Raw genomic sequence first — 15,505 nt, 5'->3', positions numbered from 1 at the left:
CCAGGATGCTGGGGCGCCGGGGGAGAGGTGCGCAAACACCGGACGTCGTCTCATGCGCCCCCGAAGTGCAGACTGCTGTCTTGAACTGACTGCCGCCAGATCGCGCGACACACCCATGAACCCGGCATGCAAGCGCATCGCGTCGCGCAGGCGCGCCCTGCCGATCGGACGGTCTCGCCCTCGGGTCTGAAGCGCCGCCACGTGGCCTCTCTCGGCACGGTCGGGCTCCTCGCGCTGAGCGGCGCCGCCGCGGCCCGCGCCGATCCTGCGCAGCCAGGGGATCCGACGGCGATCGCCGGTGCACAGCCCGCGCGGCCGTCGCTTCCACCCGCGCCGCCTGCGCAGCCACCTGCCGCGCCGGAGCGGCCCGCCGCCGCGGCGCCCCGGACGCCGCCGAGGGCGGCCGCCAACTTCAGCACCTTCCTCGAGCTCCGGGACGATTACTCGATCGGTAAGAACGGCTTCTTCAACGCAGCGGTGCTCCGGGGGGACTACGCCTTCACCAGGAACTTCTCGCTGCGCGCAGACCTGCCGCTCGCGTACGCGGGCGACACCGAGGGCCAGCGCGACATGGGGCTCGGCGACATCCTGATCCGGCCGCTCGTCCGCGTGGTCGCCACGCCGCGGTTCGCGCTGGTCCTGGGCACGGATCTCGTCCTCGACTCGGCGACGAAGCGCGCGCTCGGCGCGGGAAAGAACCAGGTGGCGCCCCTCGTCCAGGCGTACTTCCGCGTGGCGCGGCCCGCGCGGCTGGGGGCCCAACTGCAGCACGCGGTGTCGTTCGGCGGCGACCCGGAGCGGAACGCCATCCAGAAGTCGACGATCAGGGAATTCGCGATCATCGAGCTGCCGCACGGGTTCTGGGTGAGCCCGGACCAGGCGTTCTCGATCGACCACCGCGGCGTGCACCGCGTCGTGTCGACGAGCGTGCTGGAGGTCGGCGCAGAGCTCAGCGAACGGGTGCAGGTGTACGTCGATCCAGGCATCCAGGTCGATGACCGGGGGGCGGTCGACTGGCTGGTCACCGGGGCGGTGCGGTGGGCCTTCCCGCAGCGAGCGCCGGTGCGCGCGGTCGCCGCCGCGCCGGTGCAGCGCGCGGGCACGGGGCAGGCCGCGGGCGCGGAGCAGGCCACGGAGGAGTAGGCCGCTCGCGCCTCCGGCGTCCAAAAGGACGCCCGGCGAGGGTCGCGCGCGTCTCGCGCCCGGGATGGGGCGGGGGGCGATCGACGGATCCGGGGTGGCGGACCCTTGACCTGGGTCGTCGTCCCGAGCCTGATCCTCGGTCGCACGCATGCTGTCACGAGATCCGCTGCTCCTGCTCTCCGCGACCCGGCTCGCCGCGCTGATCCGCGAACGCGCCGTGACGTCGGCCGAGGTCGTGGAGGCCCATATCCGGCACATCGAGCGCGTGAACCCGACGCTCAACGCGATGGTGGCGGGCCGGTTCGAGGCCGCCCGCGCCGAGGCGCGCGCGGCCGACGCCCTCCTCGAACAGGGCGGGGCCGCGGGCGCGCCGCCGTTCCTCGGCGTCCCGTGCTCCATCAAGGAGAGCTTCGCCGTCGCCGGCATGCCGAACTCCGCGGGGCTCGTCGCACGCGCCGGCGTGCGCGCGGAGGAGGACGCCGTGACGGTCACGCGCCTGCGCGCGGCCGGCTTCATCCCGCTCGGCGTCACCAACGTGTCGGAGCTCTGCATGTGGATGGAGACGAACAACCGGCTCTACGGCCGGACGAACAACCCCTACGACCCGGCGCGCACCGCGGGCGGCAGCTCGGGCGGGGAGGCCGCGGTGGTCGGCGCGGGCGGCGCGCCGGTCGGGCTCGGCTCGGACATCGGCGGATCGATCCGCATGCCCGCGTTCTTCAACGGCGTCTTCGGCCACAAGCCGACCGGCGGGCTCGTGCCGACCTCGGGCCAGTTCCCGCTGCCGGGCGAGCGAGGGCTCCGCTTCATGACGACGGGGCCGATCGCCCGGCGCGCCGAGGATCTCATGCCGGTGCTCCGCATCCTCGCCGGCCCCGACGCGCGCGATCCGGGCTGTGCGCCGCTGCCGCTCGGCGATCCGGCCTCGGTCGATCTCGGCGCGCTGACGGTGCTCTCCGTCGAGCACGACGGGGTGCGCCGGGTGAGCGCCGATCTCGTGGCCGCGCAGCGGAGGGCGGCGGAGGCGCTCGCCGCCTGCGGGGCGACGGTGATCGAGGCGAAGGTCGACCTCCTCGCGCGGGCGCTCGACATCTGGACCGCGATGGTGGGCACGTCCGGGGGCGTCACGTTCCGGGCGTTGCTCGGTGACGGCCGCCCGGTCAGCCTGCCGCGCGAGCTCGCCCGCTGGTCGGTCCGCCGCTCGACGCACACGCTGCCGGCGCTGGGGCTCGCGTTGCTGGAGGACGTCGGCGGGCTGCTGCCTGCGCGCGTCGAGCGCGCCCTCGAGCTCGGCAAGGCGCTGCGCGCCGAGCTCGTGTCGCGCATCGGCGAGCAGGGCGTGATGCTCTACCCGTCCTATCCGAGCCCCGCGCCGCGGCACTACGCGCCGCTCCTGCCGCCCTTCCAGTGGACGTACACCGCGGTGCTCAACGTCATGGAGATGCCGGCGACGCAGGTGCCGCTGGGCCTCAACGGCGAGGGGCTGCCGCTCGGCGTCCAGGTGGCGGCGATCCACGGCAACGATCATGTGACGATCGCCGTGGCGGAGCACCTGGAGCGCTCGTTCGGCGGCTGGGTGCCGCCGTCGCTCTCGTGGTGCCGGCGATGACGTTCCCGCCCGCGGTCGTGGTATCAAGGCTGCCCCCATGACCAGCGACCGCGCGTACGACGTGATCGTCTTCGGAGCGACCGGCTTCACCGGTCGCCTCGTCGCCGAGTATCTCGCCACCAAGGGCAAGGACGCGCCTGCCCGTGGCGCGGAAGAGCGGCCCATCCGCTGGGCGATCGCTGGCCGGAACGCGGGGCGCCTCGCCGAGGTGAAGGCGGCGATGGAGGCGATCGATCCGGCGTGCTCCTCGCTGGGCGTCATCGAGGCGGCGTCGGACGACGCAGCGTCGCTCGAGCGCATGGCCCGACAGGCGCGCGTCGTCATCACGACGGTCGGTCCTTACACGGCGCTCGGCGAGCCGCTCGTCGAGGCGTGCATCCGCGCGGGCACCGACTACGCGGATCTCACCGGCGAGCCCGGGTTCGTCGACCGCCTCATCGAGCGCCACCACGAGGCCGCCCGCGCGCGGGGCGTGCGGATCGTCAACTGCTGCGGCTTCGACAGCATCCCCCACGACCTTGGGGTGCTCTTCACGGTGACGAAGCTCCCCGCGGGCGAGCCGATCGTGGTGGAGGGCATCGTGCGCGCGCACGCCAGCTTCTCCGGCGGCACCTGGCAGTCGCTGCTCGAGATCATGGCGCGCCCCGGCCCCAGGAAGGGCGCCGCGCGCGGCGAGGACGCGCACGGGGCGCGCAGGGTGCGGGGGCTCAAGACGCGCATCCGCTACGAGAAGGGGCTGCGCGCATGGCTCTGCCCGATGCCCAGCATCGATCCGCTCGTCGTGCTGCGGAGCGCGCGGGAGCTCGACGCCTACGGCCCCGACTTCCAGTACAGCCACAACGTGCAGGTCAAATCCGGGCTGCAGCTCGTGATGGGGATCGCTGGCTTCGGCGCGGTCACGGCGCTGGCCAAGGTGGGGCCGACGCGGGAGCTGCTCCGCAAGGTGCGGAGCCCGGGGGAGGGGCCGAGCGCGGAGGAGCGGGCGCGCAGCTGGTTCCAGGTGACCTTCCAGGGGAAGAGCGCGTCGCGCAAGGTGGTGACGCGGGTGAGCGGCGGCGATCCCGGTTACTCGGAGACGGCCAAGATGGTGGCAGAGTCGGCGCTCTGCATGGCGTTCGACCGCGAGCGGCTGCCGGCGCGCGCCGGGGTCATCACGCCAGTCGTCGCGATGGGGGAGCGGCTCATCGAGCGGCTTCAGGCGGCGGGGATCCGGTTCGAGCTGCTCGAGGGGTGAGCTGCGGCGGCTGACGGCCGGCGCGGTTTGGTACAATCGCTCCGTGCACCGCGAGACGTGGATCTTCGGTTACGGCTCGTTGATCTGGCGGCCTGCCTTCCGCTTCGAGCAGATGGCGCCCGGGTACATCACGGGGTGGGCCCGCCGCTTCTGGCAGGGATCCACCGATCATCGGGGCGTCCCCGGGGCGCCCGGGCGGGTGGTCACGCTGATTCCGTCGCCTGGCGCGCGCTGCTGGGGGATGGCCTATCGCGTTGCCGGGGCCGAGCTCGACGAGGTGCTCCGCGCGCTGGATCACCGCGAGAAGGGCGGCTATGCGCGCCACGACGTGCCGCTCCACCTCGAGGACGGGGCGGCGGCGCGCGCGGAGATCTCGGCCCGATCGGCCATCGTGTACCTGGCCACGCCCGATAACCCCGATTATCTGGGCGCTGCGCCGCTCCCCGAGATTGCCGCTCAGGTGCTCGCGTCGCACGGCCCGAGCGGCTCGAACGTCGAGTATGTGCTTCAGCTCGCCGACGCGCTCGTGGCGATGGGCGCCCACGACGAGCACGTGACCGAGCTAGCGGCCCTCGTCGGCCGTCGAGCTCCCCGTCCGGTCGACCCGACGACCACCGTAGGCCCCTAGCTCCCCGCTCTAGTTGACCTCGCTGCTCCCGTTCCCGCCCGCGTGATCCGCGACCCCGTTGGTCCCCTCCACGCCCGCGCTCGGCGGCGCCGACCCGCCCTCCTCGGCCTCGGCCGCGTCCGCCGCGAAGGCCTCGACGGCGACGACCCGCTCGTCCTGGCCGACGTGCATGATCCGCACGCCCTGCGCGTTGCGCCCCGTCTCGCGGATCTCGCTCGTCTTGGTGCGGATCATCTGCCCGCGATCGGTCACGATCAGCACCTCGTCGCTCGGGCTCACCATGGCGACGCCCACGACCGGCCCGTTCCGCTCGCTCGCGTCGATGAGGATGACGCCCTTGCCGCCGCGGCTCTGGAGCCGGAACTCCTCGAGCGGCGTCTGCTTGCCGTACCCGCGCTCGCACACCGCGAGCACCCGGTCGCGCCCGTCGCCGCTCACGCCGAGGCCCACCACCACGTCGCCCTCGTCGAGCTCGATGCCCTTCACGCCCATCGTCGCGCGGCCCGTCGGGCGCACCTGGTCCTCGGGGAAGCGGATGCTCATCCCGCTCCGCGTCGCGATCACGAGCTCGCGCTTGCCGTCGGTGAGCGCCGCCGTGAAGAGCTGATCGCCCTCCTCGATCCGCACGCCGATGATCCCCTTGTCCCGGTAGTTCTCGTACTCGTTGAGCGCCGTCTTCTTGATCTGCCCGCGGCGGGTCAGCGTCACCACGAACGTCTCGCCGTCGAAGCTCGGCACCGGCGTGATCGCCGCGACCTTCTCCCCCGGCTCCATGCCGACGAAGTTCACGATCGCCCGGCCCTTCGCGTTCCGAGGCGCCTGCGGGATCTCGTAGACCTTCTTGACGAAGACCTTGCCCTTGTCGCTGAAGAAGAAGACATACGAGTGCGTCGACGCCACGAAGAGCTGGCTCACCCAGTCCTCCTCGCGCGCCTCCATCCCCACCATCCCCTTGCCGCCGCGGCGCTGCGCCCGGTACGTCGAGGTCGGCGTCCGCTTCAGGTAGCCGGCGTGCGAGATGGTCACGACCATGTCCTCTTCCTGGATCAGGTCCTCCATCTGGATCTCGGCCTCGGCCGGCACGATCTCGGTCCGCCGCTTGTCGCCGAAGCGCGCCTTGATCTCCTCGAGCTCCATCACGATCACGTTCATGAGCAGCCCCATGTCGGCCAGGATCGCCCGGAGCCGCTCGATGGTCTGCGACAGCTCGCCGTACTCCTTCGCGAGCTTCTCCCGCTCGAGGCCGGTCAGGCGCGACAGCCGCATCTCGAGGATCGCCTTGGCCTGCCGCTCCGACAGGAAGTAGTCACCGCGCGTGTCGGCCTCGGCGCACTCGGGCTCCGGCCGGCCGGCGCGCCGGAGGAACTCGCCGAGCCCCCGGAGCGGCAGCTTCTGCAGGTTCTCCCGTGCGTCGTCCGGATCGCTCGAGGCCCGGATCGTCGCGACGATGCGATCGATGTCGCTCGTCGCCATCCCGAGCCCCTCGACGAGCTCGCGCTGCGACTCGGCCTGCCGGAGCTCGAACCGACAGCGCCGCGTCACGACCTCGCGCCGGTGCTCGATGAAGTGCGAGAGCGTGTCCTTCAGGCTCAGCACCGCGGGGCGGCCGTTCGCGATCGACAGGTTGATGACGCCGAACGTCGCCTGGAGATCCGTCAGCCGGTAGAGCTGGTTCAGGACCACCTGCGGGAAGATGTCCTTCTTCAGCTCGACGACGATCCGCATCCCCTCGCGGTCGCTCTCGTCGCGCACCTCGCTGATCCCCTCGATGCGCTTCTCCTTCATGCACTCGGCGATCTTCGCGACCAGCCGGGCCTTGTTCACCTGGTAGGGGATCTCGGTGAAGACGAGCTGCTCGCGGTCGCCCTTCATCGTCTTCTCGACCTGGCTGCGCCCGCGCATCGTGATCGAGCCGCGGCCGGTCGTGTACGCCTGCACGATCCCGCTCTTGCCGTAGATGAGGCCGCCGGTCGGGAAGTCGGGGCCCGGGACGAGGTGGAGCAGCTCCTCCAGGGTGACGTCGGGGTTGCGGATGATCGCGATCGTCGCGTCGATGATCTCGCCGAGGTTGTGCGGCGGGATGTTCGTCGCCATGCCGACGGCGATGCCGCCGGAGCCGTTCACCAGGAGCTGCGGGAACTTCGCCGGCAGGACGCTCGGCTCGAGCTCGGAGTCGTCGTAGTTCGGGACGAAGTCGACCGTGTCCTTGTCGAGATCGGCGAGCAGCTCGACGGCCATCCGCGACAGGCGCGACTCCGTGTACCGCATGGCCGCGGGCGAGTCGCCGTCGACCGAGCCGTAGTTGCCCTGCCCGTCGATGAGCGGGTAGCGCAGGCTGAAGGTCTGCCCCATCCGGACGAGCGCGTCGTAGACCGCGAGATCGCCGTGCGGGTGGTACTTGCCGAGGACGTCTCCGACGACGCGCGCGCACTTCTTGTGCGCGCCGGTGGGGCCGATCTTCTGCTCGTTCATCGAGTAGAGGATCCGGCGGTGCACCGGCTTCAGGCCGTCGCGCACGTCCGGGATCGCGCGGCCGATGATCACGCTCATCGCGTAGTCGAGGTAGCTCGTCCGGAGCTCGTCCTGGATGCTGACCGGAACCTTCTGCTGGATGTTCGACGTCTCTTCCATGGGGGACCTGCACCCGAGGCGCGGGGGGCGGGCGCGGCGCGCGCTCGGCCCCCGTCGTAGAGGCCCATCCCAGCGCGGCTCGAGCGTCGAGCGGAGCAGCAGAAGCGGCCCTGGCCTCGATCGACGAGCGACGAGGTGGAGTCCGGCCTTCGCCGCCCGCCCTTATGACCCACGCTGTTCAGGGGATGCGACGGATGCGTTCAGGTACTCCAAGGGGCAGGCTGGCGCAAAGGGTTTGCCGGCCTCAGAGGGTGTTCCTTCCCGCGCGCGGCGGGCGCGGATAGCGGCCTGCCGCCGGCTCCTCGGCGGGCGCCGCGAGGCGCCGCCGAGGGCGCATCAGGGGTGCCGGACAGCGCGGCGGGAGCGCGGGAGCGTCCTGGGCGGGGGCGCTGGACAGCGCGGCGGGAGCGTGAGGCGGCGCAACGGGGACGCCGGAAAGGTCAGGGCTCGACGCGGGTGGGCAGGGCGCACGTCCGGACGACGATTTCTACGTCCTTTTCGGCCACGATCGAGCCGGCGCCGTCCGGGACGTCGGGGTCGGGGCCGGGGCACTCCCACGTCCAGGTCGGGTCGGCCTTGTCACCGTTGGGGAGCAGCATTTCGGGGTTGCCGGAGGTCGCGCCACCTTTGGGCGTGAGCTGATCGGCGAGCTCCCCCCCGTAGCCGTCGATCCTGACCGTGTACTCGTGCCCCTCGACGACGGAGGTGAACGACACGCTCCACGCACAGGAGATTGGCGGCGACGAGGCGAGGGGGGACGGCCCGCCCTCCGCGCTGTTGTCGATGAGCGTGGCGACGTAGCTGCGGATGGCCTCCGGCTCGTCCGAGCCCGAGCACTGGACGTCGCCGCCCAGGAAGGCGAGCGGGTCGATGGTCACCGACGTCCCGAGCTGCAGGTCGTCGTCGTTGTTGGACCCGTCGGCGCAGGCCGTGAGCGCGAGGACGGCGAGCGCCAGGGCGCACCGGCCGGTCCGGGGTCGCGGGGAGCGCCCGCGCGCGTGATCCGCAGCGAACACCGCAGCGAACAAGGTTCCGAAACCAGCTCGAGCTCGGCCCATCGGCAGGGGGCACTAGTCCAAGCCGGGGAACGGCGCCACATGAAACGCGGCCCAGCTGCGCGGGCACGGCGCGCGGCCGAGCGAGGCCCGCCGCCGGCGGCGCCGCTCGCGCTCGCGAGGCGGTGATGAGCTCGCGGAAGCCGCGGGCGCCCGCCCCCTACGGGAACCGACCCCGCAGCGCCTCTTCACGTCGAATCTCGATGACGAGAGGCCGATTCATCCGGAGCAGCGCGACCGTGGCGCGGCCTGTCGGTGTTTTCCCGGCGATCGACAGCTCGCCCGTGACGTCGAAGTGGTCTTCCCAGCGACCCCAGCGAGGGTGGAAGAGGCTCGCGTGGTCGCCCGTGGTCGGGTCCTCTCCATGGGTCCGCGCTCCCTTGCGCAGGGAGCACGACACACAGGCGAGCGCCAGGTTCTCCAGGGCGGTCAGGCCACCTGCGTGCCGTGGCTGGATGTGATCGACATGGAACGTGGCCTCCTGGCTGACCTGGGAGAGCCGGCAATACTCGCATCGATCGGCGGCACGCTTGCGGACGCGACGCTGAAGCGCCGCGGGCACGCCGTCGCCGCTCATCGCGTCAGCGCAGGCTCCTTCCGCGATGCGCGGAGGCGCAGCAAGCTGAGCAGCTCGGCGAGATCGACGAGCCCCTCGGCTTCGATGGCCTCATCCGCCGATAACTTCTCCCCGCGATCCTGCTTGTCCAGGAGCGCCTGCAGCCTGCGATCGACCCCCGCCGGGAGGCGGAGCTGTGCGAGATCGGAAGGGAGCTCCACATCAACGTGGACTGTTGCCGGTGTAGCCATCGTCGAAGTCCTCCCTGAACCTAGCAGGTTGGTGCGAGGTGGGCGATCCGTCAGTCCGAGAGGGCTTCCTGCAGCTGTATCAGAGCCCGCCGGAGCCGCCGTTGCCGCCGTCGGAGCCGCCGTTGCCGCCGCCGGAGCCGCCGTTGCCGCCGCCGGAGCCGCCGCTGCCCGCGTTGCCAGAGCTGCCGCTGCCGGCGCCGCCGCTGTTCGGGGCGGCGACGAACGCGCAGGCCTCGAGCGCCTCCGCCTGCGCGGTGATCACCTTGCAGGGGGGGATCGCGCGGTCCACGCCCGCGGCGAGCGGCGCCGCAGAGCACTCCGCCATGGACGCGACCTTGGCGCTGGCGCAGGCGCGCGCCTCGCCGACGGCGGCAACGCAGGCATCGACCTGGAAGGTCGTCGGCTCTTCCACGGTCTGGCCGCCGCCGGCGCCGTTCTCGAAGCCGTGCAGGCACTGGTCCCAGTAGAACTCGACGCAGGTGTTCACCCGCTCTTCGACGTCCCCGGAGCCGATCCACTCCGGGCACACGGCGGCCGCCTCGCACCGGGCCTGCTCGATCCGCCGGCAGGCGTCGACGCCCACAGCGTCGTTGCCGCAGCTGGGCGCTGTGATGAGGGTCACGGCGCCGAGGCCGAGCAACGCGGCCGCGGCCCAGGGCACGGAGCTCCGCCTCGCGGCGGAGAGGACGGCGAGCGCAGACGAACCCACCCGGCGGAGCTACCACGCGGCCGCCGGAGGCGTCGAGTTTTCCGGCACACCAGCTGCCCACCCCACCTCGAGAGGCGCGAACGGCGACCGGACAAGGCCGGTCCGATCTATGCTCCCAGGGCCGCGATCACCCCATGGATCCGCCGAGCCTCGCGCAGCTCCGACCCGACACGCCTTTCCATGGGCGGTACCGCGTCGTGCGCCCCATCAAGACGGGCGGGATGGGGGCGGTGTACGAGGTCGTGGACGTGGTCACGGACCGCCGCCGAGCGCTCAAGGTGATGCTCGCCGGATCCATCCAGGACCCGGCCCAGCGCGCCCGGTTCGCCCAGGAAGCCAAGATCACGGGCGGTATCGAGAGCGACCACATCGTTCACGTCTCCGATGCCGGCATCGACGCCGACTCGGGGATGCCGTTCCTCGTCATGGACCTGCTCCAGGGCGAGGAGCTCGCGAGCCTGTCGGCGCGCCGCGGCCCGCTGCCGCCAGCCGAGGTGGTGCTCTACCTGGGCCAGGTCGCGCGCGCGCTCGACAAGATGCACGCGGCCGCCATCGTCCACCGGGACCTCAAGCCGGCGAACCTCTTCCTGACGAGGCGGGACGACGGCTCTCCTTGCGTGAAGGTCCTTGATTTTGGGCTGGCGAAGGTCGTGGCGCACCGCAGCATGGCGGACCGCACGGCGATGGTCGGGACGCCCCTCTACATGGCGCCCGAGCAGATCCGCGGCGACGTCGCCGTCGGGCCGAAGACCGACATCCATGCGCTCGCGCATGTCGCCTTCGCGCTGCTCGTGGGCAGCCCGTACTGGCTGACCGAGGCCAACGTCCTGCCGTCGGTCTACGCGCTCCTCCAGCGGATGGTGGCGGGGTTGCCCGAGCCTCCGAGCGCCCGCGCCGCGCGGCGCCGCAGCAGCATCCGGCTGCCTCCCGCCTTCGACGCGTGGTTCCAGCAGGCGACCGCGATCGACCCGAAGGACCGCTTCGAGCGCGCCACGGCGGCCGTCACGCTGATGGCGGAGGCGCTCGGCGCGCCCGCCCCGTCGACGCCGCCCCCGCCCGAGCGGCCCACGAACCCGCCGCCGTCGTCCCGCCGCGGGGTCGAGGCGGACGAGCGGCGTGCCAGCTCGCCCGACGACCGGCGCGGCAGCTCGCCGTCGGACCCCGGGCCGAAGCCTCCGGAGCCAGCGCCCAAGGCCGGCGATTCGCGCCACCGCGACGAGGACCTCGCCGCGGTCGTCCACGAGGAGCGGCTCCGGGCCTTCCTGAAGAAGGAGGTGCAGCGCGCCAAGGAGCAGCGGACGAGGCGGCTCTCGCTGCTGCTGCTCAGCGTGGAGGGGCTCCAGGGCGTCGAGGAGGCGCAGGGCCGCGCGGGGGTCGATCGCATCCTCGGCGACCTCGCGCGCATCGTCAGGATCTACGTGCCGGAAGGCGGGCTGCTCGGGCGCTACCGCCGCGACACCCTCGCGATCGTCTGCCCCGGGATCGGCCGGACGCGGGCGTCCGCGTTCGCGAAGGTGCTCGGCGAGAAGGTGCGCCAGCGCCGCTTCCGGCGAGCGGCCACGACGCCCTTCCGGATGACCCTCCGCATCGGCGTCGCGCACATCGAGGAGGGGGACGCGACGGGGCACGAGCTGCTCGAGCGCGCGGCGCAGGGGCTGCCCGAGCGGGGGGAGTGAGCTGAACGAGGGAGCGGGCCGACGGCCGCCATCTCCGCCGGCGCCGTCGCGCGGCTGCGCGGTCGCGCCGTGGCGACCTCGATTTCTTGAACGTTCCCCGTGAAGGGGCGATCCTCGCGGCCATGGCCTCTGCCATGATCCTCGCGGCGGGGCTCGGGACCCGGCTCCGCCCGCTCACGGACGAGATGCCGAAGCCGCTCCTGTGGCTCGGCGATCGGCCGCTCATCGCGCACATCGCCGAGCGGCTCGCCGCGGGCGGCGTCGTTCGCGTCGCGGTGAACAAATCCCACCTCGCGGAGCGATTCTCGCGCGATCTGCTCGCGGCGTTCCCGGTGCCCGTCGACGTCCTGCACGAGCCGGAGCCCCTCGGCACCGCCGGGGGCCTCGCGAACGCGGCGGGCGCGCTCGGCGAGGGCGACGTGGTCCTCTGGAACGGCGACATCCTGATCGATCTCGACGTGGCGGCGCTCTCGGCGGCGCACGGCCGTCACGGCGCGGGCGCGACGCTCGCGGTCGCGCCGCGGCCGGCCGGGGAGGGGACGGTCGGCGTCGGCGCGCGGGGCGAGGTGGTGCGGCTCCGCGGCGAGCGCTTCGGCGACGAGGTCGCGGGCGGCGATTTCGTGGGCGTGCACGTGGTCGGCGGGGCGCTCCGGCGAAGGCTGCCGCCGCGCGGGTGCATGGTGGGGGACGTGTACCTGCCGTGGCTGCGCGAGGGGCGCTCGCTCGCGACGTTCGCGGCGCCGGCCGTGTGGCACGACATCGGAACGGTGGCAGCGTACCTGGCGGCGAGCGCGCACTGGCTCTCGCAGCGCGGCCTGCGGAGCTACGTCGGCCCGGGGGCGTCCGTCGCCGAAGGCGTGGACGTGGCGGGCAGCGTCGTCGGGGCGGGGGCGCGGGTCGAGGGGGCGGGCGCGGCGCGCGGGTGTGTGGTCTGGTCGGGAGCGCGGGTGGTCCTCGGCGCCGGCGCCCCGCTCGAGCGCGCGGTGGTGACGGCGAAGGGGACGGTCGCGCGCGCGGCCGGGTGACGGCGCCGGCGCGGCGGCCTGACCGTCGGCGCACGCCTCACTTGCCGAGGTCGGCGAGCGCGGCCTTCGCGGCGTTGTGCCCCGCCGCGCCGATGACCGACCCGGCCGGGTGCGTCCCCGCGCTGCACGAGTAGAGCCCGGCGAGCCCGAACCGGTAGGGCACGCGATCGGCGAAGCCGAAGCTGTTGTCGATGTGGTGGATGTGCCCCTTCGTGATCCCGAAGTGCCGCTCGATGTCCGGCGGCGCCAGCGTGAACGTCTCCAGCACGAGGTCGCTCATCCCAGGCGCGAAGCGATCGCAGATCGAGAGGAGGTGCTTCACGTAGCGCGGCGCGGCCTCGTCCCACGTCTCGCCGCCCGCGAGCGCGTAGGGGACCCACTGCACGAAGAGCGCCGCGTTGTGGTGGCCCTCCGCGTCGCGCAGGCTCGGGTCGATCGGCGTGTGGAAGTACCACTCGATCGCCGGGAACTCCGGGAGGCGCCCGCTCATCGCGTCGCGGTGGGCCTGCCGCAGCGTGTCCATCACGACGTCCTCGTCCGGCAAGAGGTGGATGGTCGGCCCGAACTGCCCGCGATCCTCCGGGAGGCACGTGAACGTGGGCAGGCCGGTCAGCGCCATGTTGACCTTGAGCGTCGAGCCGTCCTTCGCGAGCGCGTCGAGCCGCGCCGAGAGCGAGGCCCCGATCGCCGCCTCGCCGGCGAGCGCGCGGGTGCGGTACGGATCGGCGTTCGAGACGACCACCTTCGCGGCGATGCGCGTGCCGTCCTCGAGGAGCACGCCGGAGACGGCGCCCCCGGACGCCTCGATCCGCGCGACGCGGGCGCCGGTGACGATCGTCGCGCCCTCGGCCCTCGCCTTCTCGGCGAAGAGGCGGGAGATCGTGCCCATCCCGCCCTCGACGATCATCCAGGTCCCGTCCGCGCCGGGGAGGCGGCACATGTTGTGGATGAGGAAGTTCATGCCGGTGCCGGGCGACTCGAAGCCGCCCGCGAGCCCCGAGAAGGCGTCGGTCACGGCGTACATCGCCTTGAGGAGGTCGCTCTTCCAGCCGAACCGCGCGAGGTAGTCGGAGATCGTGCCCCGGCAGAGCGCCACGAACGTCCGCCGGAGAGCGGGCCGCACGTAACGCTCCGCCGTCTCCTCGATGGAGAGCGGCTCCGCGAGCCACGTCGGGGCGATGTCGTCCCGGAGCGCGGCGAGCTCGGCCTGGAGCGCGCTGTTCGCGTCCCAGTCCTCCTGGGAGAAGAACTCGAGGAACTGCCGCTTCATCGCGGCCTGGTCCGAGCCGAAGAGCAGGTAGCGCCGGTCCGTGGTCGGGAGGAAATAGTGCGGATCGCGCCGCCGGAGGGGGAGGGCGACGCCGACCTCGCGGAGCAGCTCGGGGGGGGCGAGCCCGAGCAGGTAGGCGCCGCTCGAGACGCCGAGGCCCGGCGCCTTCCGGAAGGGGTGCTCGGTCTTCACCGCGCCGCCGACCGCGTCCTTCTCCTCGAGCACCACCACGTCGAGCCCGCGGCGGGCGAGGAGGACGGCGGCGACGAGACCGTTGTGGCCGGCACCGACGATGACCACATCGGCGCGGGCCGGAGCTTCACTGCGTTTCACTGGGCACCTCCAAGCGCTGTGCGCGTCCTCTGCCGCGGCCGGCGCGCCGGCGCTCGGGCCGTGGTGCACGAGGTGTTGCACGGATGGTACGGCGAGGAGAGCCCTTTTCGCGCGCGGTGGCCGGGAGGGGCGCGCCGCGCCGGCCCCGAGGCCGCCCGCGCGGCGACCCTTTCCAGCCTGTCCTCTCCGCGGCGCCGGCGCGCGCGTCGCGCCGGCCCGCTCCGTCCTGCCCTGGTCGGGCTCACCCGCCGGCGGTCGTCGCGGGCGCCTTGGGCTCGCGCCACGCCGCGGCGACCTCCTCGGCGATGGCGCGCACCGTCAGGGGGGCCGAGCCCTCGGCCTTGTTGTTCACGAGCGTGAAGCTCTCGATGCGCAGCGCCGCGGCCTCGCAGAGGATCCGCGCGACCTCCGCGCGCATCTCGGGATCCGGCTCGACCACCTGGTTGAACGGGTGGAAGCGGCGCTTCTCCGCCTCGTAGCGGCGACCGGGCTTGAGCGAGAGCCGGACGACCGCGAACGGGGCGTTCGAGACGGGGACCACCTCGGCCTGGGCCCCGGGAGACGGCATGTTGCGCCAGTAGCTGTAGGCGTGGGCGACGCCGCGCGCGCCCAGGATCTCCCGGTACTCGCCGGTGAAATAGGCGCGCTCCCGGAGCTCGACCGCGCAGGTGAGCTCGCGCGGCAGCGCGCCGAGGAACGCGTCGAGCCGCTCGAAGAACGCGCGCGGCGGGAGCCGGTGGGGCGGGCCGACCGGGGGCAGCTCGAGCAGCACCGGCCCCGCGTGCGCCCGGAACACCGTGAGCAGCGGCGCGGCGACGCGCGAGAGGAAGAGCGGCGCCGAGAGAAAATCCGGGTTCGGCTCGAGGCGAGCGGGGCCCGCGCTCCGCCCCTCGTCCTCGGCCGGCGGGGGCTGCGATCGCTCCAGCGTCTGGGACACGACGGCGTGCAGCGCCTTCGATACGCAGCGGAAGCCGTCCGGCAGCTGCGCTCCGTAACGGCGGAAGTCGCTGTCGGGGACGGGGGCGTAGAAGCTGCGGTCGATTCCGACCGTCGTGAGCAGCGGGTGCCGGGCGTACTCGGCGAGGCCGTCGCGCGCGAGCTCCTCCGTGCTCTGCCGCGCGGCGTAGACGAGGCCCTGCCAGCCGGGGAAGCTCCACGAGCTCGTGCCGAGGTGGAGCCCCGGGGGCAGCCGCGCCGCGAGGCGAGCGGCGTCGTCGTAGACCGCCGCCATCGCGTCGCGCTCGCGCGCCGCCTCGGCAGCGGCGGGCTCCGGCGCTGGACCGAACAGCGAGAGCTGCGATGGGTTGGGACCACGGCGCCCAGGGGAGCGGCTCACCCGGTCGAGTCTACTGCTTCCGGCGCGCTCCGCGACACCGGCCACGCGG

The 15,505-nt window shown here is 73.0% G+C and carries 13 protein-coding genes; 6 read left to right on the top strand and 7 right to left on the bottom strand.

Features of this window, described 5'->3' with window-relative positions; genetic code table 11:
• Positions 1-126: 126 nt before the first annotated feature.
• The 4 genes from WMF44_RS20275 (at position 127) to WMF44_RS20260 (ending at position 4,614) form a co-directional block, all read left to right on the top strand.
• Entirely contained in the window at positions 127-1,143 is a 1,017-nt protein-coding gene (locus tag WMF44_RS20275) for a hypothetical protein (protein ID WP_437300766.1), read from the top strand.
• A 148-nt stretch (positions 1,144-1,291) separates the two neighbouring features.
• Positions 1,292-2,752, top strand: coding sequence for an amidase (locus WMF44_RS20270; protein WP_437300765.1), 1,461 nt, complete (start codon positions 1,292-1,294; stop codon positions 2,750-2,752).
• A gap of 37 nt (positions 2,753-2,789) precedes the next feature.
• Positions 2,790-3,986, top strand: a complete 1,197-nt coding sequence (locus WMF44_RS20265) for a saccharopine dehydrogenase family protein (RefSeq protein ID WP_437300764.1) — start codon at positions 2,790-2,792, stop codon at positions 3,984-3,986.
• 43 nt (positions 3,987-4,029) lie between these two features.
• Positions 4,030-4,614: a gamma-glutamylcyclotransferase gene (locus WMF44_RS20260; protein ID WP_437300763.1), complete on the top strand. Its 585-nt coding sequence runs from the start codon at positions 4,030-4,032 to the stop codon at positions 4,612-4,614.
• A 9-nt stretch (positions 4,615-4,623) separates the two neighbouring features.
• Here the strand turns inward: WMF44_RS20260 and gyrA are convergent, their stop codons facing one another.
• The 5 genes from gyrA to WMF44_RS20235 form a co-directional block, all read right to left on the bottom strand.
• Positions 4,624-7,245, bottom strand: a complete 2,622-nt coding sequence (gene gyrA / locus WMF44_RS20255; RefSeq protein WP_437300762.1) for a DNA gyrase subunit A — start codon at positions 7,243-7,245, stop codon at positions 4,624-4,626.
• A 440-nt stretch (positions 7,246-7,685) separates the two neighbouring features.
• Positions 7,686-8,273, bottom strand: a complete 588-nt coding sequence (locus tag WMF44_RS20250) for a hypothetical protein (protein WP_437300761.1) — start codon at positions 8,271-8,273, stop codon at positions 7,686-7,688.
• A gap of 187 nt (positions 8,274-8,460) precedes the next feature.
• Positions 8,461-8,877 (bottom strand): HNH endonuclease, encoded by a 417-nt coding sequence (locus tag WMF44_RS20245; protein WP_437300760.1) that lies wholly within the window; start codon positions 8,875-8,877, stop codon positions 8,461-8,463.
• Positions 8,874-9,107, bottom strand: coding sequence for a hypothetical protein (locus WMF44_RS20240; RefSeq protein ID WP_044965251.1), 234 nt, complete (start codon positions 9,105-9,107; stop codon positions 8,874-8,876). Before WMF44_RS20240 ends, WMF44_RS20245 begins: the two co-directional genes overlap by 4 nt.
• 79 nt (positions 9,108-9,186) lie before the next feature.
• Positions 9,187-9,816 (bottom strand): hypothetical protein, encoded by a 630-nt coding sequence (locus WMF44_RS20235; protein ID WP_437300759.1) that lies wholly within the window; start codon positions 9,814-9,816, stop codon positions 9,187-9,189.
• Positions 9,817-9,950: 134 nt separating this feature from the next.
• On the opposite strand from WMF44_RS20235, the gene WMF44_RS20230 reads away from it, so the two are divergent.
• Both WMF44_RS20230 and WMF44_RS20225 read left to right on the top strand, forming a co-directional pair.
• Positions 9,951-11,492: a protein kinase domain-containing protein gene (locus WMF44_RS20230; protein WP_437300758.1), complete on the top strand. Its 1,542-nt coding sequence runs from the start codon at positions 9,951-9,953 to the stop codon at positions 11,490-11,492.
• An 86-nt stretch (positions 11,493-11,578) separates the two neighbouring features.
• Positions 11,579-12,517, top strand: a complete 939-nt coding sequence (locus tag WMF44_RS20225; protein ID WP_437300757.1) for a nucleotidyltransferase family protein — start codon at positions 11,579-11,581, stop codon at positions 12,515-12,517.
• Positions 12,518-12,554: 37 nt separating this feature from the next.
• Here WMF44_RS20225 and WMF44_RS20220 read toward each other — a convergent pair whose 3' ends face one another.
• Both WMF44_RS20220 and WMF44_RS20215 read right to left on the bottom strand, forming a co-directional pair.
• Entirely contained in the window at positions 12,555-14,120 is a 1,566-nt protein-coding gene (locus tag WMF44_RS20220; RefSeq protein ID WP_437300756.1) for a phytoene desaturase family protein, read from the bottom strand.
• 241 nt (positions 14,121-14,361) lie between these two features.
• The gene (locus WMF44_RS20215) at positions 14,362-15,456 is read right to left on the bottom strand and encodes a DUF72 domain-containing protein (RefSeq protein WP_437300755.1); all 1,095 of its coding nucleotides are present in this window, start codon (positions 15,454-15,456) and stop codon (positions 14,362-14,364) included.
• Positions 15,457-15,505 lie beyond the last annotated feature (49 nt).

This window comes from Sorangium sp. So ce426 (assembly GCF_051475585.1).
Classification (GTDB): Bacteria; Myxococcota_A; Polyangia; order Polyangiales; family Polyangiaceae; genus Sorangium; species Sorangium cellulosum_B.
Note: the sequence above shows the minus strand (reverse complement) of the source record. Positions and strands in the feature narration are given on the sequence as shown.

Bases quoted from the DNA above. Each gene is read 5' to 3' on its own strand.
- WMF44_RS20275 (WP_437300766.1), top strand. From the start codon at position 127: ATGCAAGCGCATCGCGTCGCGCAGGCGCGCCCTGCCGATCGGACGGTC.
- WMF44_RS20270 (WP_437300765.1), top strand. From the start codon at position 1,292: ATGCTGTCACGAGATCCGCTGCTCCTGCTCTCCGCGACCCGGCTCGCC.
- WMF44_RS20265 (WP_437300764.1), top strand. From the start codon at position 2,790: ATGACCAGCGACCGCGCGTACGACGTGATCGTCTTCGGAGCGACCGGC.
- gyrA (WP_437300762.1), bottom strand. From the start codon at position 7,245: ATGGAAGAGACGTCGAACATCCAGCAGAAGGTTCCGGTCAGCATCCAG.
- WMF44_RS20245 (WP_437300760.1), bottom strand. From the start codon at position 8,877: ATGAGCGGCGACGGCGTGCCCGCGGCGCTTCAGCGTCGCGTCCGCAAG.
- WMF44_RS20240 (WP_044965251.1), bottom strand. From the start codon at position 9,107: ATGGCTACACCGGCAACAGTCCACGTTGATGTGGAGCTCCCTTCCGAT.
- WMF44_RS20230 (WP_437300758.1), top strand. From the start codon at position 9,951: ATGGATCCGCCGAGCCTCGCGCAGCTCCGACCCGACACGCCTTTCCAT.